The 23,552-nt window shown below is 47.6% G+C and carries 21 protein-coding genes; 8 read left to right on the forward strand and 13 right to left on the reverse strand.

Features of this window, described 5'->3' with window-relative positions; all coding sequences use genetic code 11:
- Positions 1 to 9: 9 nt before the first annotated feature.
- Genes N530_RS0106480 through N530_RS0106490 form a run of 3 tightly spaced genes read right to left on the reverse strand, consistent with a single transcriptional unit; the run spans position 10 to position 3,154 of the window.
- A complete protein-coding gene (locus tag N530_RS0106480) occupies positions 10 to 387 on the reverse strand; it encodes a Na+/H+ antiporter subunit C (RefSeq protein ID WP_026480034.1) in 378 nt (125 codons plus the stop codon).
- The gene (locus tag N530_RS0106485; RefSeq protein WP_018687327.1) at positions 387 to 806 is read right to left on the reverse strand and encodes a Na+/H+ antiporter subunit B; all 420 of its coding nucleotides are present in this window, start codon (positions 804 to 806) and stop codon (positions 387 to 389) included. The genes N530_RS0106480 and N530_RS0106485 overlap by 1 nt, the downstream gene beginning before the upstream one ends.
- The gene (locus N530_RS0106490; RefSeq protein ID WP_026480035.1) at positions 806 to 3,154 is read right to left on the reverse strand and encodes a putative monovalent cation/H+ antiporter subunit A; all 2,349 of its coding nucleotides are present in this window, start codon (positions 3,152 to 3,154) and stop codon (positions 806 to 808) included. Before N530_RS0106490 ends, N530_RS0106485 begins: the two co-directional genes overlap by 1 nt.
- Positions 3,155 to 3,361: 207 nt before the next feature.
- On the opposite strand from N530_RS0106490, the gene msrB reads away from it, so the two are divergent.
- The 3 genes from msrB to N530_RS0106505 all read left to right on the forward strand — a co-directional run bounded on the left by msrB (position 3,362) and on the right by N530_RS0106505 (position 6,645).
- On the forward strand, positions 3,362 to 3,778 hold the full coding sequence (msrB, locus tag N530_RS0106495; RefSeq protein WP_026480036.1) for a peptide-methionine (R)-S-oxide reductase MsrB: 417 nt from the start codon (positions 3,362 to 3,364) through the stop codon (positions 3,776 to 3,778).
- A 29-nt stretch (positions 3,779 to 3,807) separates the two neighbouring features.
- Entirely contained in the window at positions 3,808 to 5,925 is a 2,118-nt protein-coding gene (locus tag N530_RS0106500; protein WP_026480037.1) for a S9 family peptidase, read from the forward strand.
- Between the two features lie 135 nt (positions 5,926 to 6,060).
- Positions 6,061 to 6,645, forward strand: coding sequence for a YceI family protein (locus tag N530_RS0106505; protein ID WP_026480038.1), 585 nt, complete (start codon positions 6,061 to 6,063; stop codon positions 6,643 to 6,645).
- A 92-nt stretch (positions 6,646 to 6,737) separates the two neighbouring features.
- Here the strand turns inward: N530_RS0106505 and N530_RS0106510 are convergent, their stop codons facing one another.
- The 5 genes from N530_RS0106510 to N530_RS0106530 all read right to left on the reverse strand — a co-directional run bounded on the left by N530_RS0106510 (position 6,738) and on the right by N530_RS0106530 (position 11,185).
- On the reverse strand, positions 6,738 to 7,979 hold the full coding sequence (locus N530_RS0106510; protein WP_026480039.1) for a cytochrome b/b6 domain-containing protein: 1,242 nt from the start codon (positions 7,977 to 7,979) through the stop codon (positions 6,738 to 6,740).
- Between the two features lie 105 nt (positions 7,980 to 8,084).
- On the reverse strand, positions 8,085 to 8,996 hold the full coding sequence (locus tag N530_RS0106515; RefSeq protein ID WP_026480040.1) for a cytochrome c: 912 nt from the start codon (positions 8,994 to 8,996) through the stop codon (positions 8,085 to 8,087).
- Positions 8,997 to 9,010: 14 nt separating this feature from the next.
- A complete protein-coding gene (locus N530_RS0106520; RefSeq protein ID WP_026480041.1) occupies positions 9,011 to 9,454 on the reverse strand; it encodes a cytochrome c in 444 nt (147 codons plus the stop codon).
- Between the two features lie 139 nt (positions 9,455 to 9,593).
- Positions 9,594 to 10,196, reverse strand: a complete 603-nt coding sequence (locus N530_RS0106525; RefSeq protein ID WP_026480042.1) for a superoxide dismutase — start codon at positions 10,194 to 10,196, stop codon at positions 9,594 to 9,596.
- A 122-nt stretch (positions 10,197 to 10,318) separates the two neighbouring features.
- Positions 10,319 to 11,185 (reverse strand): branched-chain amino acid aminotransferase, encoded by an 867-nt coding sequence (locus tag N530_RS0106530; RefSeq protein WP_026480043.1) that lies wholly within the window; start codon positions 11,183 to 11,185, stop codon positions 10,319 to 10,321.
- Between the two features lie 175 nt (positions 11,186 to 11,360).
- Here N530_RS0106530 and N530_RS0106535 point away from each other — a divergent pair, with 175 nt between their 5' ends.
- Together N530_RS0106535 and N530_RS0106540 are read left to right on the forward strand one after the other, a co-directional pair.
- Positions 11,361 to 12,017 carry a haloacid dehalogenase type II gene (locus N530_RS0106535; protein WP_026480044.1) on the forward strand — a complete coding sequence of 219 codons (657 nt, stop codon included), beginning with the start codon at positions 11,361 to 11,363 and terminating at the stop codon, positions 12,015 to 12,017.
- 169 nt (positions 12,018 to 12,186) lie between these two features.
- Positions 12,187 to 12,918 carry a L,D-transpeptidase gene (locus N530_RS0106540; protein ID WP_026480045.1) on the forward strand — a complete coding sequence of 244 codons (732 nt, stop codon included), beginning with the start codon at positions 12,187 to 12,189 and terminating at the stop codon, positions 12,916 to 12,918.
- 65 nt (positions 12,919 to 12,983) lie between these two features.
- Here N530_RS0106540 and N530_RS0106545 read toward each other — a convergent pair whose 3' ends face one another.
- Positions 12,984 to 14,609, reverse strand: a complete 1,626-nt coding sequence (locus N530_RS0106545; protein WP_026480046.1) for a helicase HerA-like C-terminal domain-containing protein — start codon at positions 14,607 to 14,609, stop codon at positions 12,984 to 12,986.
- Between the two features lie 169 nt (positions 14,610 to 14,778).
- Between N530_RS0106545 and N530_RS0106550 the strand changes: the two genes are divergently transcribed.
- Together N530_RS0106550 and N530_RS17525 are read left to right on the forward strand one after the other, a co-directional pair.
- Positions 14,779 to 15,141: a hypothetical protein gene (locus tag N530_RS0106550; RefSeq protein WP_026480047.1), complete on the forward strand. Its 363-nt coding sequence runs from the start codon at positions 14,779 to 14,781 to the stop codon at positions 15,139 to 15,141.
- Between the two features lie 95 nt (positions 15,142 to 15,236).
- Positions 15,237 to 16,580 carry a TIGR03808 family TAT-translocated repetitive protein gene (locus N530_RS17525; RefSeq protein WP_051540797.1) on the forward strand — a complete coding sequence of 448 codons (1,344 nt, stop codon included), beginning with the start codon at positions 15,237 to 15,239 and terminating at the stop codon, positions 16,578 to 16,580.
- 8 nt (positions 16,581 to 16,588) lie between these two features.
- Here the strand turns inward: N530_RS17525 and N530_RS0106560 are convergent, their stop codons facing one another.
- Complete coding sequence (locus N530_RS0106560; RefSeq protein WP_026480048.1) at positions 16,589 to 17,599, reverse strand: asparaginase; 1,011 nt, start codon at positions 17,597 to 17,599, stop codon at positions 16,589 to 16,591.
- 77 nt (positions 17,600 to 17,676) lie between these two features.
- Here N530_RS0106560 and N530_RS0106565 point away from each other — a divergent pair, with 77 nt between their 5' ends.
- Positions 17,677 to 18,411: a DUF3750 domain-containing protein gene (locus tag N530_RS0106565; RefSeq protein WP_026480049.1), complete on the forward strand. Its 735-nt coding sequence runs from the start codon at positions 17,677 to 17,679 to the stop codon at positions 18,409 to 18,411.
- A 16-nt stretch (positions 18,412 to 18,427) separates the two neighbouring features.
- On the opposite strand, the gene N530_RS0106570 is transcribed toward N530_RS0106565, so the two are convergent.
- The 3 genes from N530_RS0106570 to N530_RS0106580 all read right to left on the reverse strand — a co-directional run bounded on the left by N530_RS0106570 (position 18,428) and on the right by N530_RS0106580 (position 23,510).
- Positions 18,428 to 19,942, reverse strand: coding sequence for a phosphomannomutase/phosphoglucomutase (locus N530_RS0106570; RefSeq protein ID WP_026480050.1), 1,515 nt, complete (start codon positions 19,940 to 19,942; stop codon positions 18,428 to 18,430).
- Between the two features lie 107 nt (positions 19,943 to 20,049).
- The gene (gene dxs / locus N530_RS0106575; protein ID WP_026480051.1) at positions 20,050 to 21,969 is read right to left on the reverse strand and encodes a 1-deoxy-D-xylulose-5-phosphate synthase; all 1,920 of its coding nucleotides are present in this window, start codon (positions 21,967 to 21,969) and stop codon (positions 20,050 to 20,052) included.
- Positions 21,970 to 22,157: 188 nt separating this feature from the next.
- Entirely contained in the window at positions 22,158 to 23,510 is a 1,353-nt protein-coding gene (locus N530_RS0106580) for an NAD(P)H-dependent oxidoreductase (protein ID WP_026480052.1), read from the reverse strand.
- Between the last annotated feature and the right edge of the window lie 42 nt (positions 23,511 to 23,552).

The raw sequence follows: 23,552 nt of genomic DNA on the forward strand, positions 1-23,552 counted from the left end.
ATGTTCTTCCTAATAGCCAAGCGGAGGCGATGCTTCGCCTTTTGGTTCAGCATCACGCATTTCTGCCGTGTCATCAGTGCCAAGCTCTTGATAGGTGCGAAAAACCAGCACGAGCAAAAAAGCAAAGAATGAAAAGGCAATTACGATAGCCGTCAGTACGAGTGCCTGCGGCAATGGATTGGCAATACCCTCAAGTGGAACACTTGCATTATTGCCAATAATCGGTGGGATTTCCCGTGTAATTCGTCCCGCTGTGAAAATGGTCAAATTCACACCATTGCCAAGCATGGCCACCCCTAACAACACACGAATAATATGGCGTGAGAGTATCAGGTAGATCGATACGAGAAAAAACACGCCCGTCAGAATAACAATCGCAACTTCCATTAGTCACGCTCCCTTTCTTCCAAGGCTAGTGCTGTAGAGGTAATTGACCCAAGCACGACAAGGTACACGCCAATATCGAAGACAAGTGTTGTCGACAGCTTCAACTCAACACCAAAAATTTCAGGATAAATCCAAAGTCCGGTCAAAAACGGCACATTGACAAAAAGCGAGATAATGCCTGCAATCGCTGCCATAAAAAGACCAAACCCAGCAATCGCCATGGGATGGAACCGGATTGCACGACGCACCGGCGAAACACCGCAAGCAATACCATAAATTGCCAATGCTGACGCTGCGATCAAGCCGCCAATGAACCCGCCGCCTGGTTCGTTATGACCACGCAGTAGAACGAACACCGAATAAATAAGCATCAAGCTTGTGAAGTAAGGAGCAACGGTGCGGAAAATGAGCGTACGCATCAGATAATCTCCTCCGTATTTTCCGACCTTGGTAGATCAGGGTTCGTTTTCCTTGGCATAATTCGAATAAGCGCAAGAATGGCCAAACCCGACACCATGACAACAGCAATTTCTCCGAACGTATCCACCCCGCGGAAGTCAACGAGTATGACATTCACGATATTTTTGCCGTGGGCGATTGTGTAAGAATAAGCATTGAAGAATTCGGTTAAAGTAGGGTCAAATTCTGTTTGAACCACGCCAAGCAAAATGAGCGTCAGCGCTGTAGCAACACCCAGAGAAATCAAGCCATCCTGTACAATTTGATAGTTTGATCGATGGTCCTGCGGCAGTAGGCGTAGCCGCGTCATAACCAGAGCAAGAATGACAACAGATAATGTCTCCACCATGAATTGCGTGAAGGCCAAATCTGGCGCGCCCATCAGCATAAAGAGCAAAGCCACACCGAAGCCTTGAATACCCAGCGACACGATCGCAGTCAGGCGGTTTTTCGCGATAATGACGGAGAACAGACCGATCACGCAAATGAGTATCACAGCCCATTCATAGACAAACAGTCGTGGAAACTCTGGGATTTGCGGCCATTCATCAGCTTTATAAAGCCCGCCAAACAGGCTTGCGAGTAAAGCAACAAACACGATGGTGACATAAGTCTCCATTGAGCCTGTCTGTATTTTGCGCGTTAAAGCTGCTGCGCCTTTGACCAAACTTTGCATGAACTGGTCAAAGCCAATATCTGGCCCCCAGCCAATGGCCTCAAGAAGATTTGCCATACGGGCTCGAAGCCAAGCCATTGCCCAATACATAGCGACACCGAGCGCAACGGTTACCAATGATAAGGTGAGTGCCAAACCAAGATGCGGCACAACACTTATCTCAATTTTAAGCGGTGTACCTGCAACGGCAGAGGCCATTGGGCTAGAGAAGAATTTATGAAACGCGCCCGACAACAAGCCGCCGATCAAGCCTAATACGGCAAGGACAACAGGGCCAGCAAACATCAACAGTGGTGCTTCATGGGCAGCTTTAGGCGTTTCAACTTTAGGACCCAGAAACGGTTTTAGCGCGACAGCAAAACCGATGACGAGCATCAAAGCGTTGCCGACAATTGCGATCGCTGTAATGAACATCGACCACCCGTCTGCAGCAGCAATACCGTAGTAAATTTCTTCTTTTGCAAGAAAGCCAACAAATGGCGGCAGTCCGCCCATAGATAAAGCAGCAAGGAGAGCTGCGCCAAATGTTATTGGCATTGCTGCCATCAAGCCGCCAAGCTTTGTCACATCGCGCGTACCAGCTTCATGGTCGACATTACCCGCCACCATAAAGAGGCAACCTTTGAACAATGAGTGGGCGATCAGATATAAAACAGCACCTTCGATTGCTTTGTCAGTGCCAAATCCGGTCAACATCACAAGCAAGCCAAGCGAGGCAACCGTGGTATAAGCAAGCATCAGTTTTAGGTCAGTTTGGCGCACCGCCAACCAGGTTCCAACAAGCAGCGTCACGCCGCCAAACAATGGCAGAACTGTTTCCCATAAAACAGTGTCTCCCATCACTGGGTTCATCCGCATAAGCAGGAAAACGCCAGCTTTTACCATCGTTGCCGAATGAAGATAGGCAGACACTGGTGTTGGCGCTTCCATCGCATTTGGTAGCCAGAAATGAAGCGGGAACTGCGCAGATTTAGTAAACGCACCGCCCAAAATCAACAAGAATGCGGCGAGATAATAAGGGCTTTCGCGCAGCGCATCGCCCGTGCCTAATAGAAGTGAAATTTCAGAAACACCTGTGATGTTCCAAATGACAATCAATCCAGCCAAGAGAGACAAGCCGCCGAGGCCAGTTACCACCAGCGCCTGCATCGCAGCGCGGCGTGATCGCTCTTTATCGTGGTTGAAACCGATAAGCAGGAATGACGTTATGGACGTTAATTCCCAGAACACGAAAAACATCAGAAAACTATCTGAAAGCACCAAGCCCTGCATTGCGCCCATAAACATGAGCATAAATGAAAGAAAGCGCCCCTGCTGCGGATGGCCCTTCATATAACCAGCTGCATAGAGAATAATGAGCGTGCCTATACCTGTTATCAAAAGCGCGAATGTGAGCGATAAACCGTCGATAAACCAAGAAAAATTGACATTGAACGAAGGTATCCATTCAACGCCGCCGGTAACGCGTCCACCGTCTGCAATTTCAGGCAAAAACCCCGTATAATGAAAGAACAACAGCGCCGGCACCGCTGCGAGAATCCAACCTGCATTGTGGTTGAACATTCGAACGAGCATCGGCGCGAACAAAGCTGCGATAAACGGCGCAAAAAGAGCATAGAACGTAAGTTGCATAAGGTCGCTTCTGTCCTGTTTACGTGCGGTCGTATTTAATTTCGGCTTGTCGTGTTTTTAAAAGGCGAGATTATGTTGAGCAAGGTGCCGCGAGCAGGAAAAGTTTTTTTTACAGACATTTCTGCAATTCTGCGATCATGTTTTTGTGACTAAGCTTGCCGCAGATCAAAGCATTGCCTATTTGAGCACGTAATGAGGAGAATGGAAATGACAATTAATTCAGATCCTAAGGTTCACAAGAGTGAAGAAGAATGGCGCGAGCTTTTAACGCCTGAGCAATTTCACGTCTTACGCAAGCACGGCACAGAACGTGCGGGAAGCTCCACCCTCAATGATGAGCACCGAGACGGTACATTCATTTGTGCGGCATGTGACAATTTGCTCTTTAAGACAAATGCAAAATTTGAAAGTGGCACCGGTTGGCCAAGCTTCTTTCAACCCTATAGCGCGGATGCCATTACCGAGCATAAGGATCGCTCGTTTTTTATGACTCGCATCGAAGTGCGCTGCGCTAATTGCGATGGCCATTTGGGACATGTCTTTAAAGACGGCCCTCAACCAACAGGCCTTCGTTATTGTATGAATGGCGTTGCCATGAACTTTACGCCAGACGAGAATGACTAATTCTGCAACCTTTAATATCCGGATACCAAATGACAGCTTTAGCCTTTAGCACTGATCTTACACCACCTATTGCCGAAAAACGTGAGAGCAAAGATACGCGCCACGGCATTGAACGGATCGATGAATATGCATGGCTAAGGGCAGATAACTGGCAAGCCGTTTTCAAAGACACTTCTGTTCTCGACCCAGCAATACGCAGCCATTTGGATGCAGAAAACGAATACGCAAAATCATTGATGAGCGATACGGACGCATTGCAGAAGCAATTATTTGCCGAAATGAAGGGCCGCATCAAAGAAGATGATGAAAGTGTCCCTGCCCCACATGGCAACTTTTTCTACGGATCATCTTTTGTAACGGGCGGCCAGCAACCGCGGTTTTACCGTATTGAAGGCAGCGACATTAACGGCGAGCGTTCCATCATTTTAGACGGCGATAAAGAGGCTGAAGGCAAAGACTATTTCCGCCTTGCTAGCGCTGACCACTCGAACGATCATAGCCATATGATCTGGGGCTATGATGACAAGGGTTCAGAATATTTCACGCTTCGTGTTCGAGATTTGAATACACTTAAAGATATCGACGACCAGTTAGAAGATACAGCAGGCGGCGGCGTTTGGGATGCAAAGCGCGAAGGCATTTTCTATGCGAAAATGGATGAGAACCACCGCCCGAGCAAAGTTTTCTATCACAAAATAGGAACCGCTCAGAGCGACGATATTTTGATCTATGAAGAGCAGGATTCAGGTTTCTTCATGGGCGTAGGTGGCACGCGGCTTGATGATTATATCATCATTGATATTCATGATCACGAAACCTCGGAAATCCGCCTTTTACCTGCAAACGACCCAGCCGCTACGCCGGTTATCGTTGCGCCGCGTCAAGTTGGCGTTGAGTACTCCTTAGAAGAAGGCGGCGATGTCTGGCTCATATTGACCAATGCTGACGACGCGAAAGATTTTAAAATCATGACCGCGCCTGTCGACGCCCCACAAAAAGAAAATTGGCGCGAGCTTGTTGCACACACACCGGGCCGTCTTATCCTTTCAGTTGATGCCTACAAAGATCACATTGTATGGTTAGAGCGCGATGAAGGTCTGCCCCGCATTGCGATTATGGATCGCAAATCTGGCGACGTTCATCGCATTGCATTTGATGAAGAGGCCTATTCTTTAGGCATGTCCGGCTCATATGAATATGACACAGATATTATCCGCTTTTCATATTCGTCCATGTCTACACCAAGCCAGGTCTTTGATTACAATATGGTCACGCGTGAGCGCACACTGCTCAAAACTCAAGAAGTGCCATCTGGCCACAACAGTGACGACTATAAAACCGAGCGCTTGATGGTGCCATCACATGATGGAGCATTGGTGCCTGTGTCGCTCGTCATGCGCGCCGACACGAAACTGGATGGCACTGCGCCTTGCTTGCTCTATGGTTATGGTTCCTACGGCATGTCGATGCCAGCTTCATTCAGCACCACTTGTCTTTCACTGGTTGATCGCGGTTTTGTTTATGCCATTGCCCATATTCGCGGCGGAAAAGACAAGGGCTTTGCTTGGTATGAAGATGGCAAACGCCAAGCAAAAATGAATACGTTTAAGGACTTCATCGCCGTTGCCAAATATCTAGCAGAACACAAATACACAGCGGCTGAAAAAATCGTTGCCCATGGCGGTTCCGCTGGTGGCATGTTGATGGGTGCCGTGGCCAATATGGCACCGGAAGCCTTTGGAAGCATTATCGCAGAAGTTCCATTTGTTGATGTTTTGAACACGATGCTCGACGACACATTGCCGCTAACCCCGCCTGAGTGGCCAGAATGGGGCAACCCTGTCACCAATAAAGAGGATTATGAGAATATTGCCAGCTATTCACCTTATGACAATGTTGGTGCACGGCCTTACCCGCCCATTCTCGCAATCTCCGGCCTAACTGATCCACGGGTTACCTATTGGGAGCCGACAAAATGGGTTGCGCGTTTGCGTGATCATACAACATCGAACAATCCTGTCTTGCTTAAAACCAATATGGGCGCAGGTCATGGCGGCGCGTCTGGTCGTTTTTCAAGACTTGAAGAAGTTGCCTATTCTTACGCTTTTGCAGTCAAAACAGCGATAGGGGTAAACAATCAAGGCTAATTGACACGAAATAGTGAACAGTAAGTCAACGCAAAAGCATTTGCAGAAGCGCTGGTGAAATATAGATTAGACCATCAGCGTATATGCGCGATTGCAATACTTCCCGTCAATTAATCATGTTTAGGAACGAACTATATGAAACGTTTTGCCAAAATTGCAGCAGCACTTGCTGTTGCTACAGCTGCCGCAAGTATTACAACTGCACAAGCAGCAGAATGGACACTCGATTCAAGCCACAGCCAGATTGTATTTTCATATGATCACCTTGGTTTTTCGACAACAACTGGCATGTTTTCCGGCTTTACCGGTGACATTTCGTTCGACCCAGAAAATCCTGAAGCATCATCTGTGTCTGTTGAAATTCCAACAGAATCACTCATCACAGGCTGGCCTGACCGCGACAAGCATTTCTTGACTGCTGACTTTTTCGACAAGGACGCAGCGCCGCTTATCACATTTAAATCGACAGCAGTTGAAGTAACAGGTGATAACACTGCCAATATCACGGGTGATCTCACACTCAACAGTGTGACAAAGCCGGTTGTACTTGAGACAACCTTTAACGGTTCAAAAGAACACCCAATGATGAAGAAGCCTTGGGCTGGTTTTGATGCGACAGCAAAAATCGTTCGCTCTGAGTTCGATATGGGCAACTTCGCTCCATTCATCTCTGACGAAATCGACATCAAAATTTCAGTGGAAGCTATGCCTGCTGAATAAGCACATTTATCGTAATAAAACCGCGCAAACCTGTATGGCTTGCGCGGTTTTTTTATGTCTCAAATCGGTTGTTGATTAAGCTAAAAGCCCGATCATTGTTTTTCTGCGACAAGATCAATCATAATCTCAACGGGAAAACCGACTGAATCCTCATTTGCATATTTCTGAGCGCCAACCTCATAATCCATGCGGTTCAGCTCAGTGCGGGTCTGCATTTTCGCACGATTGCCCTCAAGGAAAAGTTCGAAGTTCAATGTGAACGGTTTAGCTACACCAGCAATCTCTAACGTGCCTTGTGCCTCATAGTTATTTTCACCAGTGCTTTGAAAATCATCGGATGTAAAACGTGCTTCTGCATATTCATCCGCATTCAAAAAGTCAGCACTTTTTGCCTGATCAGAAACACTGCCTAGCTGAAGACTGCCAACAGCAATGCGTGCATCAACAAACGATGTCTCCAAATTATCTGGATCAAAATTTATTACCGCATCCCAATTTTTAAATTCGCCTTCAACAGGTGAACCAAGCTGTTTGATGCTGATTTTCAAAGTGCTTTCAGCAGCAATGACTTTCCAAACTGCATCACCCTTCACATCAGCGGGCGTATTAATGACCTGCCCTTGGCTCGCACTATCAGCGGCCTTATTTTTAGCGCTTACGTTTAAGCCAATAGCGCCAAGGCTAAAACCAACAACAATGATTGCCGCAACAGCTGCCAAGCCTTTTGGCAGATGTTTTGCATCAGAATAGGCAAGTTTAAAGTCTTCACTTAATTTACTCGGCACCATGCGATCAATCGTGACATCTTTATCGATGACCAAATGCTTCAACGCACCGCCAATATGCGCAATCAAAGTCAATGTTATACCAAGCGCTAAAATCCAGTGCATCGACGCAAAGATTTTCGACAGGTTCTCACTTTGAGGCACGAAAGGTAGTTCTTGCCCAAACGGCCACCAAATCGGTGCAAAACCTGTACTGGATGCATGATAGAGAAGGCCTGTCACAGGCATCGCAACAATGGCGATATATAAAACCCAATGCGCGGTCTCAGCTGCAAAAGTTTCTAATTTCCGTTCAGGATGAAGCGGGTTAGGCCGCGGGTTAGCGAATGCCCAGACAATACGTAAAATCGCGACAAGCAGTACAATCACGCCGATCGTTTTATGCATAGAATACATGAAAACTTTTCGCGCGATTTGGTCGGCGGTTCCATCAGGCAAATATGTCATGATCGTACCGGCAATCAAAAGCCCCAAAATCAAGAGTGCCGTAAGCCAGTGGAAAATTTGTGCTACTTTACCGTAGCGCTCTTTTGTATTTGTCAGTGCCATAAATCATTATCCAAATGCAGTGTGGAGTTTCCTTACTCCATGCCGTGCGAACTGCAAGCATGACGGGTGTGAACACGCTGTATAGAAAATGAAATAGACGGGTGCTTATGGCTGGATAATCTTCAAATAAGCCGCAATGGCTTCGCGATCACTGGCAGGCACGAACGCATAATTAGCAGCAACATCTGCCATGGAGTTGCCGACGGAATCAAAATCCGGTGTGAACCCTGTTTCAAGCAAATATGCGATATCGCTCTCAGACCAGCTTTCTAAATCATCCGGTCCATTCGTAATACCTGGGATTCGGCCCTCACCTTCTGGCGACGGCGCTCCTTGCAACCAGTTGCTGCGTTTCATACCGCCAGCCAGCGAACGCGGCGTATGGCACTCACCGCAATGGCCAGGCCCCTCCACCAAATAACGTCCACGCAAAAGCTGTTCGTCATCGCCAATCGCTGCATCGCTTATGACGGGCATATCGTTCAAATAGAGCAATTTCCAAAACCCCAATCCGCGCCGCACATTGAAAGGAAAAGCAATATCGGAGGGTTTGTCAGCTTCTTCAGATGATGGGAGCTGTTTTAAAAATGCGAACAGATCAGATAAATCTTCAATCGTCATGTGAGCGTAAGACGCATAGGGAAATGCTGGATAATAGTGTCTGCCCTCAGGTGAAACGCCCTTTTTCATCGCGTTCGAAAAGTCTTCAAAAGACCAGCTACCTAGTCCATGCTCACGGCTTGGCGATATATTTGGCACGGCAAAGTCGCCAAATTCTGTTGCCAAAACCAATCCGCCTGAAAGAACTTTCTTAGCATCTCCCGACGCTTTGGGCGCGGCATGACAGGAGGCGCAGCCCCCTGCCCAAAAAAGCGTTTCGCCATTGCCCAAGTCGGGCTCATGGCCATCAATCGCAGCAAACAAGCTCTCATCAAGCCTTTGAGGCGCAGTCAATAACCAAAAGACAGCGCCTCCGATGAGGCCGGTAACAACGAGAGCAATAAGGAGACGTTTCAAACGAAACTCCAGAGTTATTTTTTAGAAATGCGGTACGCTTTATGGCAAACACCGCAGTTTGCGGCCACTTTGCCAAATGTCGTTTTAAATGCATCTAAATCAGCTGGTGCTGCAGCAATAGCCTCGGCTGTGTCTGTTTCAAATTTTGCAACAGCTGCTTCAAAACCCGCTCGGTCTTCCCAAATTTTAGGACTAACCGTTGTATCGCCGCCAGTTTCAGAACCTTCTGGAAAATAGCTCACGAAATCTTTGGAAACATCGTTCATTGTCTGAAAAGCAGCAAGTGCGGCGGCTGCGTCAAACGGTTTTTCACCTTTAATCATCTCGGATGCGCTTTTCGCAGCACCGCCAACCATCTTCATGGCTTTTTGGCGATCTGAAATAGGATCTTGCGCATAAGCGACACTAGCTGCGACCAATACGGCTGAAAGTGATAGAAATATTTTCTTTGAAGGCATAGCATCTCTCCTGATATTGCATATCTGTAAAGTATTACGGCTATTAAATGCGTTCACGTCAAGTCACAGAAACTTGATCAAGTATACCTAACAAAAACCCGACTTGAAAGCCGGGTTTTAAAATATTTATAGAGATGAATTACTTTGTAGCTTCTTCATACATTTTCTCGACATATTCCCAGTTGATCATATTATCAACGAATGCTTCGAGATATTTTGGACGCGCGTTGCGGTAATCAATGTAATAAGAATGTTCCCAAACATCGACACCCAAAATTGGCATCGCACCATGTACCAAAGGATTTTCTCCGTTTGGTGTTTTTGTGATTTCAAGCTTGCCGTCTTTAACAACAACCCAAGCCCAACCTGAACCGAATTGGCCAACACCAGCGGCAACGAAATCGGAACGGAATTTATCAAAACCACCTAGATCGCTATCGATAGAAGCCTGCAATTTACCAGGCAGCTTGTTACCGCCGCCATCTTTCTTCATCCAATTCCAAAAATGGACGTGGTTATAATGCTGGCCAGCATTATTGAAGAGTGGTGCGTTTGAGCCATAAGACTTTTTTACGATCTCTTCCAAAGATAGATCAGCCATGCCTGCAGCTTCTGCAAGTTCATTGCCTTTTGTCACATAAGCATTGTGGTGCTTGTCATGGTGAAACTCTAGTGTTTCTGCTGACATATAAGGTGCGAGTGCATCATATGCGTATGGAAGTTCTGGAAGTTTGAAGGCCATTTTTCTGTCCTCTTCATAGTTAAAGCGATCTGACACGACACTGCGCATCTGTTCACAAATTACATAGTTGTTCTACACTGATCCGACAACGGGCCGGAGCTGTTTGAATGAAATTAATTGAGTTAGCTATGCGCCCATTCCCAATAAAGTTCACGGGCTTTTTGCCCAACTGGTCCTGCCTGTATTTCTCGGTCTTCTACCTTGATAATAGGTACAACCTTTGAATGGTTCCCTGTTGAGAAAATCTCGTCCGCTTCCATCACGTCTTGCATCGTGATTGTTTGCTCTTTGGTCTTAAAACCATAGCCCAGCAATAAGTCCATAACACGGTGGCGCGTAATGCCTGTCAAAAACGAACCGTTACCGGCTGGCGTCATTACCTGTCCGTCTTTGACAAGGAAAATGTTTGATGTTCCGGTTTCACAAATATTGCCGAGCATGTCGCGTGTCAGGCAATTATCAAATCCGCGCTTTTTAGCCTCCATAATCGCCCGCCCGTTATTCGGGTACAGGCAACCAGCTTTGGCATCAGTTGGCATACACTCCATAGTTGGACGTCTGAAAGGCGACAAAGAAACAGAAAAACCTTTTGGTTCAATCATCGGAGATTCAAACATGCAAAGTGCAAAGCGTGTCGATTCTGGATCGGCAGGAACAGACATATATCCGCCATGCTCTGCCCAGTACATCGGACGGATATAAACAGCCGTCTTTCCGTCAAACTTTTTCAAACCATCTTTGGCCAGCGCAATGATTTCATCTGCTTCCATTGTTGGCTTAAGGCCAAGTGCAATTGCAGACCGGTTAACGCGTGCGCAATGTAGATCAAGGTCAGGCGCGACGCCTTCAAACCAGCGCGCTCCATCAAACACAGTAGAGCCGAGCCATACTGCGTGTGTGCGTGCGCCCATAATCGGCACATTACCTTCGTGCCAATCTCCATCCAAATAAGTCCAAGTCTGGCTTTGCGCCGTCGTATCAACCATCATAGATTGTCTCCTTTTAACGGCAGGCTTCGATTATTTTTGCCGAGAGGTCAATCCTCTTGTGACAAATCCAATACCTATAAAAAACCTCCCAAGCCATCAGTTTTGACGCAAACCCCAATGCAGGGTATTGGTATTTGAAAATTATTACCGTCGTTTGCTAGAGAAGATTACGCTCATGAGTTCTGACGCCTACGTGTTTGATGCCTATGGCACCTTATTTGACGTCCATTCAGCTGTACGCAAACATGCTGATGCATTAGGGCCAGCAGGCGCCCGCATGAGCCAAGTTTGGCGTCAAAAGCAGCTCGAATATTCTTGGGTACGCAGCCTAATGGGCTCTTACAGCGACTTTTGGAAGCTCACAGAAGAATCATTGGATTATGCGCTGGCGGCCAACGATCTCGGCGATAAAAACGGGCATTTACGCGAAATCCTATTGGAGGCCTATTGGACGCTCGATTGCTATCCAGAAGTGCCCAAAGTGCTCAAGCGATTGCGCAAGAATGGCGCACGTATCGGCATTTTATCCAATGGCTCACCTGAAATGCTGAACGCTGCAATCGAATCATCTGATCTTGGGCATTTAATCGATGATGTTTTTTCTGTTGATGCCGTCAAAAAGTTCAAAACCGCGCCGGATGTGTACCGAATGGTCACCGACAGCTGGGACATGAAGGCAAAAAAAGTGTCGTTTCAGTCATCAAATCGCTGGGATATAGCTGGAGCAACGAAATTCGGGTTCAAAACAGTGTGGATTAACCGCACAGAACAGCCTGACGAATACAAATCTTATGCCCCGAACAAAGTGCTTTCCACACTCGAAGAGCTATAATCTTTCTGCATATTTTTATAATCCCTCTTCCAGATGCGTCATCGCAGCGTTGCTAAAGCAACACAGCTGCCTAACTTCGTATGTCTTGGGCAGTTCCTTCTCACAATTGGTCTTTCCAGCGGACTGAGCTTTTCGTACTCAAAACGCACCAATCGAATCAGGGTGTGTTATGCAAAAACTAAACCGACGCAGTATTCTTAAATTCGGTGCTTTAGCACCTCTCGTTCTAACCGGCGCATGTTCGACAGTCGGCGGCGGCGCGAAAGAAGATGCCGCAACACTGCCACGCATAAAAAACCCACTACCATTTACAAAAGCACCAGAATTTCCTCCTTTTGAAGAAATGTATGCGGCAAAGTCCGATGGTGGCTTTTCCATCCCCGCTGTTCCTTATCAGAAAATCAATGAGCGCTATTTGCGCCAAGTCGTGAATGACCCAACGGGTGAAAAGCCAGGGACAATCATTGTTGATACAAGGTCGCACCACCTTTTCTTAGTACTACCAGGCGGCAAAGCTGTACGTTACGGCGTTGGCCTTGGTCGTGCAGGATTTGAATGGTCTGGACGCGCGGTAGTAAAGCGTAAAGCAGCATGGCCTAAATGGCATCCACCTGAAGAGATGATTGAACGCCAACCTAAGCTGGAAAAATACCGCACAACATATAATCGTGAGACCGGCATATATGAAGGTGGTATGGATGGCGGCCCATTTAACCCATTGGGTGCACGTGCACTTTACCTTTATCAGGGCAATGTAGACACATTGTACCGCCTGCACGGATCTCCAGAGTGGAACTCAATCGGCAAGTCTGTTTCTTCAGGCTGCGTGCGCCTTATGAATCAGGATGCGCTTGATCTACACAGCCGTGCAAATACTGGCGCTGAGGTTCTCGTCCGCTGATCTTTGCCGAATGTTTAAAATAAAAAGCGCCTTTTAAGGCGCTTTTTTTGGTTCATGCTTATCGCTCACAGACCACGTTTGATTGAGCCCAATATACCGCGCACCAAAGCTCTTCCCAGCGATGATGATACGCTTCGCACAATTGACTTCACTGCGGCTTCAGTTGGTGTTTGACGATTACCGTATTTAGAACGTGAACGAGACGATGTTTTACGTTTGGTTTTGGTTTTGCGGCGGCGGTCACGGTCATAATCACGATCATCGTCATCATCGTCGTCGTCGCCAAATCCAGGCAGGCGCCATTTAGAACGTGCGCTGCTGTCGCGATCATCATCTTCTTCTTCACGGCGGCGCTCTTCCTCTTCAAGTTCCGCCTCTTTTTTGGCGCGCGCAGCGAGTTTTTCAAACGCGCTTTCACGGTCTAATGTCTCATCATACTGGCCAAAAATAGGGCTTTGTTTAACATATTCAGCGCGTTCAGTATCGTTTAGCGGGCCAAGCCGCGATGATGGCGGGCGAATGAGCGTCCGTTGCACCATGCCGGGGACACCCTTAGCTTGCAGCGTAGAGACCAGTGCCTCGCCCACACCCAATTGTGTAATTGTCTCGAAACAATCAAAATCAGGATTGGGTCTGAAAGTATCTGCGGCTGTTTTTACGGCCTTTTGCTCGCGCGGTGTGTAGGCACGCAGCGCATGCTGAATGCGATTACCAAGCTGCGATAGAACACGGTCAGGCACATCAAGCGGGTTTTGCGTAACAAAGAAGACGCTTACTCCCTTTGAACGGATCAGGCGCACGACCTGCTCAACACGCTCGATCAGAATGTCTGGTGCTTCGGAAAACAACAAATGTGCTTCATCAAAGAAAAACACGAGGCGCGGTTTATCTGGGTCACCAATTTCAGGTAGTTCTTCGAACAATTCCGACAGCAACCAGAGCAAGAACACACCATAAAGGCGCGGGTTCATCATCAATTGATCTGCCGCCAAAACACTAATTGCGCCGCGCCCATCAGGTGTTGTGCGCATAATGTCAGATATTTTTAGAGCTGGCTCACCAAAGAACAACTCCGCGTGCTGCTGCTCAAGAACAAGCAGTTTACGCTGAATGGCACCAATGGACTGCTTGTTTACCGAACCGTACTCGCCTGAAAGCTCTGATGCGTGCTCTGCCATATGAAGCAGTAACGAGCGCAGATCCTTCATATCGAGAAGCAAAAGCCCCTCCTCGTCGGCAAGTTTGAAGGCAATATTGATAATGCCTTCTTGGGCATCGGTCAGGTCCATCATGCGTGAAAGCAGCAATGGTCCCATTTCCAAGATCGTTGCGCGGATCGGATGACCTTTTTTGCCAAATAAATCCCAAAAGAGCACTGGAAACTCTTGGAACACATAATCTTCAAAACCAATTTTTTCTGCGCGCTCGGTCAAGAATTCTTTGCCAACAGCACTGCCCATCGCAGCCACACCGGAAAGGTCGCCCTTCACATCGGCGCAAAAGACAGGAACGCCGGCATTTGAAAAGCCTTCTGCCAATATCTGCAAGGTAACCGTTTTTCCTGTACCCGTTGCGCCTGTAATCAAGCCATGCCGGTTCGCATAAGCCAAAGACATAAATTCTTTTTGTTGAATACTATCATCAGGCTTTCGGCTGGTGCCTAGGAAAATGCTGTTTGTCGGTTCGGTCATCTGATCGCTTCCGTTAAAATCTTTGTCCTTTGGCTATAATCAGCCCTGACGTTGCAAACAATGGCCAAGTAAAGATTTTGCCTCAAGATAAACTATTCAGTTAGTGTCTTGCATTCACGGCAAATTATGAACATATGACGTAAACGTCAAAATTTAACCGGAGATAATCATGGAACAACTAATCGCACGTATCGCAGACAATGTAGGAATTGATGCAGACAAAGCGACAAAAGCAGTCGGCGCTATCCTCGCTTTCCTTCAAAAAGAAGGTCCTGCAGATGAAGTTGGACAAATGCTTGCTGCTGTTCCTGGTTCTCAAGAAGCAATTGCCAATGCTGACAGCGGCGGATTTCTTTCCGGTGTAATGCCAGGTGTGATGGGCCTTGGCTCTCAGCTTATGGGCATGGGCCTTGGCATGGGCGAAATTCAGGGCGTTGCAAAAGAAACGATTTCTTTTGCCAAAGAAAATGCAGGCGAAGAAACAGTAGACAACGTTATCGCTGCTATTCCAGGTCTTGGTCAGTTCATCTGATCTTTCTCAATTTTACTATGAATATGATCCCGGCTTTGCGCCGGGATTTTTTTGCCGCTTAGATTTTTTGGTATTCATCTTGCATTGATATATGCATGAAGAAGAATTTCATCGATAGACGCCAATTTTTGATCCAAGCTGGCACATATGCGGCCGCATTGAGCTTTGCGCGTCCCGCATTGGCACGCGATGCACGTGAGTACGGCGTATTGCCAAACAGGCGTGAAGACCAAACACGCGCATTTCAAAAAATGATTGATCGTGCTGCCAAACAGCGCGTTAAAGTTTATCTTCCCAACGGAACTTATGCCATTTCTGGCGTGCAGCTTCCTGATTTTGTTGATCTAGTCGGCGATGGTGATCACGTAACGCTCGTCAATACCACAAGGAACCCTCTGCTTAACTCTCGTGGCGGATCAACGGCGCTGCTTGAGAACATTTTGATCGATGGCGTTCATTTGGGAGGCGAAGACAGCAACTCTGCGCTTATTGACCTTCGCCAAGTATCAAGAGTTGAACTCAAAGGCATTACGATTAGGCGTGCCAGATATGATGCTTTGCGCTTAGAGCGATGCAGTGGCTCCATCACACAATGCAACATCTCTGATAGTGGACGTTTTGGGCTTTATGCGATTGAAAGCAAAGCCTTGAATATCAGCCATAACACGGTTGAAGATTGTGCTGATGGCGGCATCATCATTCATCGTTATGAGCAAGGCTATGATGGTTCGCGCGTGCGCAATAACATTGTGCGCCGCATTTCTGCTGTGCGTGGCGGCACGGGTCAATGGGGCAACGGCATCAATATATTTAAGACAGATGATGTCGAAATCACCGACAATACGATTGAAGATTGCGCCTTTTCAGCCATGCGCGCCAACACCGCGCGTAATTTCAAAATGAACAACAACACATGTTTACGATCTGGTGAAATGGCAATTTTTGCCGAATTCGGTTTTCGTGACGCAGAAATAAAGGACAATATTGTCATTGGCGCTGCAAGCGGCATTTCTGCAACCAATGCCAATGTGGGCGGCGGCGGCGCTATCATTACTGGCAATATAGTAAAAGACATGAACGCCATTGGCCCATACAAGCCGCAAGCCCCCTACTTCGGTCAAGGTATTAGCGCCGAGGCGGACGCATTGGTGGCCCAAAACACAATCGAGAATACAGCTGGTTACGGTATCAATCTTGGTTGGGGACCATATTTGCGCAATGTTGATGTGATTGGCAACACGATCAAAAACGCCAAAATTGGTATTGGCATTTCCGCAGCGAAAGGCGCAGGTCCAGTCAGCATAAAAGGCAATCAGATCAATGCGCGCGAAGGTAATATCCGCACGCATGAATGGGATAAAATTAGCACAATAGATATTGGGCTAAAGCCAGATCAAGCGCCCAATCACATTACGCTAGAAGCCAATATCATTGGTTGAAGCATTGTTTACACGCCAACCGAGCGCATTTCACCGGTATTGATGCCGTTCCAATTATTAATTGGTCTTGTTGTCAGCGCCGTTATTGCCTCGCCCAGATCAGTGTCTTTGCCAAGTAGCTTATTTAGCACACCTGCAAGCATCATCTCAGCTGCACGTTCTGCTCCGTCATCCGCTTTCAGCGCAATACCAAGCCCAAGCTCTGGAATAGCGCCTGTATAAACGCCCTCCGCGCCAACTTTAGCAAAGATACGCCCTTTACCTATTTCCATAACACGGGTGCAAAAGCGGTTCGTGCCAGCCATATACCAAGGCTCGGCCATACAGGCTTGCATTAAACGATTAGCACTTTTAGCACGGATGGGTTCTAGCCCTGTGCCAGTTCCAAGCTTTGCAAACCCTTGCGCCAAGCCCTTTAAGCTGGCGGCAAGTGTTGGCGCAGAACAACCATCAACACCGCACTGATCGCCCGGTATCGCCTCACCTGTCACATCTTCCATCGTTGCAACAATGTTGCGTTGTAATTCATGGTCGTTATTCAAATAATCTTTTGTTTGCATGCCGCTATGTTTAGCACAGCACAAAAAGCCGGCATGTTTTCCTGAACAGTTATTATGAAGCTGCGATGGATTTTCGCCAGCACGGGCCATATCGATTTTGGCTTTTTCAGCAGCAGCACCGATTAAAGGCCAATGTGCGCCACATTCCATATCTGGTTCACTTAAACCCGCTGCGGCCAGCATTCTGCCAGCTGTTTGCGCATGTTCTGGTTCAGATGAATGGGACGCGCACGCAAGTGACAGCTCAACATTGCCAAAACCATAAGCATCAGCTGCCCCGCTTTCGACGAGCGGCAAGGCTTGAATCATCTTCATTGCCGAGCGCGGATATACAGGTCTATCCACAGTACCGACGGATAATACTGTACTTCCATCAGCATCAACCACAGCGATTGAGCCACGGTGAACGCTTTCAACGATAGCGCCTCTAATCAGTTCGACAAGAATTGGATGGTTCAAAAGATGCTCCACAGTTGCGTTAATTCAGCCTTATTTAGCCGCTATTCCTATCGCAATTATCCAATAAAGAAAGCCCGATGCGTTTCGTTTTTCGTTACAGTTTTATATTCCTGCTGCCGTTCTTGCTTCCAACCATAGGGGCTGCGGCGTGGTGGACGAGTGTTGAAAGACCAGCAACATGGCGCAGTGCAGACTGGGGCTCTTCGGGTCTTCTATCAAAACAGCGCGATAAAGATCAGGCCGCAATATACATTATGGCAGCACGTACTGGCGGATTTAAAGGTGCGTTCGCGGTACATAGCTGGATTGTGATAAAGCGCGAAGACCAAGATGGCTATGATCGTTATGACAAACTCGGATGGGGCAGTCCAATACGCAAAAACAATTATGCAGCTGACGCATATTGGTATTCGAACAAACCATCAATCATTGCCAAAGTAACGGGCGAAGAAGCCAAGCGCCTTATTCCAAAAGTTGAAAATGCTATTAGCGCCTACAGATATGCAAACGCTGGTGATTATACAATTTGGCCCGGGCCGAACTCAAACACCTTCGTTGCAGATGTTCTTAGAAACGTGCCGGAACTGAATGCGAGCTTGCCACCCAATGCTGTTGGCAAAGATTATTTGGGTGATGACACTTGGTTTATGCGCACGAGCAACAACAGCGATACTTATATTAATTTGGGCGGCTATATCGGCTTTGCATTTGGCCGTACCGTCGGTTTTGAACTACAGTTCATGGGGCAAACAATAGGCCTCGACATACAAAAGCCGGCAATAAAATTACCGGCTTTGGGCGTTTGGAATTAAGCAAAGATGCAGCGCTTTAAATCGACTGGTTGTATTCTCCAACTTCGTCGTTTTCGCGCAATATTGCATCTACGGCTTTGAACATTTCAAGCTTACGCTCTTCTGAGACAGGGCTTTCCACGACCACCACCAATTCAGGCTTGTTCGACGATGCGCGCACAAGTCCCCATGTACCGTCATCGCTAACGACACGGACGCCGTTTACTGTGACAAGATCAATGATATCATGGCCTGCAACTTTTTCGCCCGCTGCTTTCATCGCTTCAAAGCGTGCAACAACCTTATCCACAATCCCGTATTTTGTTTCATCAGGACAATGAGGCGACATTGTTGGCGAGCCAAAAGTCAGCGGCAAATCACGATATAGATCAGCCATTGTCTTATCTGGGTTACGTTCAAGCATTTCACAAACAGCTATGCCGGTAATAATGCCATCATCATAACCGCGGCCAATCGGCGGGTTGAAGAAGAAGTGACCAGATTTCTCAAAGCCTGCAATTGCACCAAGCTCTGCAACACGGCGTTTAATATAAGAATGACCCGTCTTATAGTAATCTGTTGTGGCGCCCTGCGCCTTTAGAACTGGGTCAGTCATATAAAGACCCGTTGATTTAACATCTGCAACAAAGACTGCATTTTCATGGTTTGCAGAAATATCACGTGCGAGCATCACGCCTACTTTATCGGCAAAAATCTCATTGCCTTCATTGTCAACAACGCCGCAGCGATCACCATCACCGTCAAAGCCAAGGCCGATATCTGCCCCTGTTTCCAACACTTTGTCGCGGATCGCATGGAGCATTTCCATGTCTTCAGGATTTGGGTTGTAGCGTGGGAATGTGTGATCAAGTTCAGCATCAAGCGGGATAACCTCAACACCAATGCGCTCCAAAGCTTCAGGCGCAAAGGCACCTGCAGTGCCGTTACCGCAGGCCGCAACAACTTTCAGTTTTCGTTTGATGTTTTTACCTTCAACAAGGTCGGCAATATATTTTTCGCGGAAGCCCTCGATATATTCATAAGACCCGCCGCTACCAGTTACAAAATCACCTTCAAGAACGATGGCTTTAAGTTCGTTCATTTCATCTGGACCAAATGTCAAAGGCCGTTCACAGCCCATTTTCACACCAGTCCAACCGTTTTCATTATGTGAAGCAGTGACCATCGCAACAGATGGAACATCCAGCTCAAATTGGCCGAAATAAGCCATAGGCGATAGCGCAAGACCGATGTCTTTTACTTGCATACCTGCTGCCATAAGCCCTTGAATGAGGGCTAATTTGATTGAAAGAGAATAGCTACGGAAATCATGGCCAACAACAATACCGCGATCAATGCCGCGGCGGCCAATCATCGTACCAATGCCCATGCCAAGCGCTTGTATGCCGATCAAATTAAGTTCAGGCGCTTTATCTGAGGCTGGATGACCAAACCACCAGCGTGCATCATATTCGCGAAAACCTGTCGGCTTGACCAGTGCAGTTGTTTCAAAGGCATAAGTATTAGGGCTGAGTTCTGAAACCGGCTTCATTCAATTGTCCATTCTATGAAAAATTAGTCTCTTCATACGTCAAAAGTGACATTTAGAACCTTAGTGCGAAAGAACAATGAATAAATTGAACTTACGTTTATCATTTACTATGCGCGGATATTTGGCACGCCAACCTGATCGCGTCCCAATGCAGCAAAGACAGTTTTGACAATGCTTGCGGCATCCAACCCAGCGAGTTCGTAAAGTCTTTCAGGAGAGGCTTGTTCGAAGAAGCGGTCAGGCATGAACATTGAGCGGAAACGTACAGATCCATCAAGATGGCCGCGACTGCTTAATAGCTGCGCCACATGGCTACCAAACCCGCCGATTGAGCCTTCTTCCACGGTGATAATCAATTCATGATTGCGCGCAAGATTTTCAATAAGTTCGTCATCAATTGGCTTGGCAAATCGAGCATCTGCAACGGTGGCCGAAAGACCATAGGTTTCCAAATCTTCGGCTGCGAGCAGCGCCTCTTTAAGCCTTGCGCCTAAAGAGACAATCGCAACTTTGCTGCCCTCGCGCATTATGCGCCCCTTACCGATTTGAAGAATTTCTCCGCGTTCCGGCATATCTACGCCTACGCCCTCGCCGCGCGGATATCGGAAAGCCATTGGCCCTTCATCATATTCGGCGGCCGTGCGGACCATATGTTTTAGATCAGCCTCATCACCAGCGGCCATAACAACCATGTTTGGAATACAGCTTAAATATGCAACATCGAATGATCCAGCATGTGTGGAGCCGTCGGCACCAACAAATCCAGCGCGGTCAATTGGAAAACGAACAGGCAGGCTCTGAATAGCGCAGTCGTGAACAACCTGATCATATGCGCGTTGTAGAAATGTGGAATAAATAGCGCAAAATGGCTTCATACCATCGGCAGCCATTCCCGCAGCAAATGTTACCGCATGCTGCTCGGCTATGCCAACATCATAGGTGCGATCAGGGTGAATTTGTTCAAATATATCAACACCCGTACCGCCAGGCATCGCTGCTGAAATCGCCACGATACGGTCGTCAAACGTGCCTTCTTGTGCCAATGACTGACCAAAAACCTTCGTGTAACTTGGCGCATTGGGTTTTGCTTTTGCTTGTGCACCAGTAACAACATCAAACTTGCTGACACCGTGATACTTGTCGCTTGCAGCTTCTGCAGGCGCATAGCCCTTGCCCTTTTGCGTCACAACATGAATGAGGATCGGGCCAACCTTTGCATCGCGCGCATTGCGTAATACAGGCAGCAAATGTTCCAAATTGTGCCCATCGATTGGACCAACATAGAAGAAACCCAATTCTTCAAACAGTGTCCCGCCTGACCAGAACGCCCGCGCATATTCTTCTGTTTTGCGCGCTTTATCTTGAAAAAACTTCGGCAAACGCTTGGATAATTGTTTGGCTGACTCACGCAGCGAAATATATGTCTTGCCGGAAACCAGACGTGCCAAATATGCACTCATCGCACCTGTTGGCGGTGCGATGGACATGTCGTTGTCATTAAGAATAACGATTTGCTGTGCATCTATCGCGCCAGCATTATTCATTGCTTCATAGGCCATGCCTGCCGACATTGAGCCATCACCAATGACAGATACAACATTGCGCTGTGTGCCTTGCAACCGTGCAGCCTCCACCATGCCAAGTCCAGCGGAGATAGAAGTGGACGAATGTGCCGCGCCAAAAGGATCAAATTCGCTTTCTGAGCGTTTCGTAAAGCCTGAAAGACCATCTTCTTTGCGAATGGTCGCCATCTGCGCCCGGCGGCCTGTCAACATTTTGTGCGGGTAACATTGATGCCCAACATCCCACAAAATGCGGTCGTGCGGCGTATCAAAAACATGGTGCAAAGCAACTGTAAGCTCCACAACGCCCAAATTAGAGCCTAAATGACCACCCGACTTTGAGACAGAATGAACCAAATCCGCACGCAATTCATCTGCAACTTGAGGCAGGTCTGCATCTGAAAATTTTCTGAGATCTGAAGGTGAATTGATCTGGTCGAGCAGCGGTGTAGCAGGCTTCGTCATATTTTCGGTCACTCCTGACACCAATACGCTTTTAAAAATCGAAATCGCCATAGGGCATTTACGAACGGTGTTTCTTGTTACACTACTATGTCCGGCTTTAATAAACGCGGCAATGTGGCATTTGTTTGCATTTAAAATCAGGCTTTAACTTAGAAAAGCACTGCGCTGCAAGCTGATACCCTCCGCGCTTAGTGCAAACTGTCTGGAATATGCGTTGAGCCCCAGACCATTATGTCCTGCCGCGCTCGTAATTTGGCAATGTGTGAGCCTAATTTCGGGCGGGCATTTTCAAATGTAATCAGTTCTCCGCGCTTAATGTCTTTCAACGCTGTACCATCTTGCAGCAAACCACAAGGCACGGCTGCTTTGGCACGCGATTCAAGCGCCGTCATTGTCCATGATCGGTAGCAATATTCACCCACAGCATCCAAAACTTCACCTGCTTTAATATCTCGCTTAGCAACAGCGCAAACATCAGCTACAGGCTTTGAAAGCGGCACCATATCGGCTTTGCCATGCAAGACAACACGCGCAGCCGTGAGTGGCACCTCCAGCGAGGTTAAATGATAAGGCCTATGGAAGGTGAAATATGGCCCCTCACCCATTTTCAGATCAGCCATACGCTCATGAACACGCGGATGTTCGGCTTTGATAACAACAAACACACCGGGCGAAACGCCTTTGCCTATTGAATAATCTACGCAGCCTGACTGTGTGAGAACACCGCCATCTTCAACAGGAATAAGCGTTTTTGCCAATTCGCTCACGCCAGCGCTTGGGCCGTGCATGCCCGGCACATCCGGCACGAGGCCCGTTGCATTGGCAATCGCTGCCATTTCAACCATCGTTTTTGAGCCATCAACAAACTCAACCAACATACGCACATTCATATTGCGGCGTTCAGCTTCCGCTCTGTAATCATCAGGCACGGCATGAAAATCGAGCGGGTTATTCTTCCCTTTACCAGCAGAAACAACCGAATGCCCCATAGCCGTTACAAACTCGATCAGCTCCATACATGATGAGGGTTCATCGCCAGCACCAAGCGTGTAAATGACACCAGCTTTGTCGGCTTCAGACTTTAAATAGGGGCCAATACAAACATCACATTCCACATTCATCATGATTAGATGTTTGCCAAACCCTATCGCGCGCATGCCGATGTCTGCACCGACTTCCGGAATACCTGTCGCGTCAATGACGACATCAATCATGTCATGGCTGAGCGCCAAATCCATGTCCTGCGTGACAGCGATTTTACCTGCTTCCATCGCAGCCGACATTTCATCATGCGTCGCGGTATCAACAGTGTGGCCATCTTCGCTATAGGCTAGTCTCGATGCTATATGGGCTTTCCCCTGGGTACGCTCTACGACTGCGCCGACCTTGATGCCCTGCATCATGGCGACCTGCGTAAAGATATCGGTTCCCATTTCGCCTGTACCAACAAGGCCGATACGAATTGGTTTTCCGTTTTCTTCAAGCGCTTTGAGTTCAGCGGCAAGGCCGACAAGCTGCACATTAGGCTTAAATGGAAACAAAAGATCACTCCAAAAACAATGCGCCTTCTTCCACTTTACTTA

This window comes from Ahrensia sp. 13_GOM-1096m (genome assembly GCF_000620605.1).
Classification (GTDB): Bacteria; Pseudomonadota; Alphaproteobacteria; order Rhizobiales; family Rhizobiaceae; genus Ahrensia; species Ahrensia kielensis.

Bases quoted from the DNA above. Each gene is read 5' to 3' on its own strand.
- N530_RS0106480 (WP_026480034.1), bottom strand. From the start codon at position 387: ATGGAAGTTGCGATTGTTATTCTGACGGGCGTGTTTTTTCTCGTATCG.
- N530_RS0106485 (WP_018687327.1), bottom strand. From the start codon at position 806: ATGCGTACGCTCATTTTCCGCACCGTTGCTCCTTACTTCACAAGCTTG.
- N530_RS0106490 (WP_026480035.1), bottom strand. From the start codon at position 3,154: ATGCAACTTACGTTCTATGCTCTTTTTGCGCCGTTTATCGCAGCTTTG.
- msrB (WP_026480036.1), top strand. From the start codon at position 3,362: ATGACAATTAATTCAGATCCTAAGGTTCACAAGAGTGAAGAAGAATGG.
- N530_RS0106500 (WP_026480037.1), top strand. From the start codon at position 3,808: ATGACAGCTTTAGCCTTTAGCACTGATCTTACACCACCTATTGCCGAA.
- N530_RS0106505 (WP_026480038.1), top strand. From the start codon at position 6,061: ATGAAACGTTTTGCCAAAATTGCAGCAGCACTTGCTGTTGCTACAGCT.
- N530_RS0106510 (WP_026480039.1), bottom strand. From the start codon at position 7,979: ATGGCACTGACAAATACAAAAGAGCGCTACGGTAAAGTAGCACAAATT.
- N530_RS0106520 (WP_026480041.1), bottom strand. From the start codon at position 9,454: ATGCCTTCAAAGAAAATATTTCTATCACTTTCAGCCGTATTGGTCGCA.
- N530_RS0106525 (WP_026480042.1), bottom strand. From the start codon at position 10,196: ATGGCCTTCAAACTTCCAGAACTTCCATACGCATATGATGCACTCGCA.
- N530_RS0106530 (WP_026480043.1), bottom strand. From the start codon at position 11,185: ATGATGGTTGATACGACGGCGCAAAGCCAGACTTGGACTTATTTGGAT.
- N530_RS0106535 (WP_026480044.1), top strand. From the start codon at position 11,361: ATGAGTTCTGACGCCTACGTGTTTGATGCCTATGGCACCTTATTTGAC.
- N530_RS0106540 (WP_026480045.1), top strand. From the start codon at position 12,187: ATGCAAAAACTAAACCGACGCAGTATTCTTAAATTCGGTGCTTTAGCA.
- N530_RS0106545 (WP_026480046.1), bottom strand. From the start codon at position 14,609: ATGACCGAACCGACAAACAGCATTTTCCTAGGCACCAGCCGAAAGCCT.
- N530_RS0106550 (WP_026480047.1), top strand. From the start codon at position 14,779: ATGGAACAACTAATCGCACGTATCGCAGACAATGTAGGAATTGATGCA.
- N530_RS17525 (WP_051540797.1), top strand. From the start codon at position 15,237: ATGAAGAAGAATTTCATCGATAGACGCCAATTTTTGATCCAAGCTGGC.
- N530_RS0106565 (WP_026480049.1), top strand. From the start codon at position 17,677: ATGCGTTTCGTTTTTCGTTACAGTTTTATATTCCTGCTGCCGTTCTTG.
- N530_RS0106570 (WP_026480050.1), bottom strand. From the start codon at position 19,942: ATGAAGCCGGTTTCAGAACTCAGCCCTAATACTTATGCCTTTGAAACA.
- dxs (WP_026480051.1), bottom strand. From the start codon at position 21,969: ATGACGAAGCCTGCTACACCGCTGCTCGACCAGATCAATTCACCTTCA.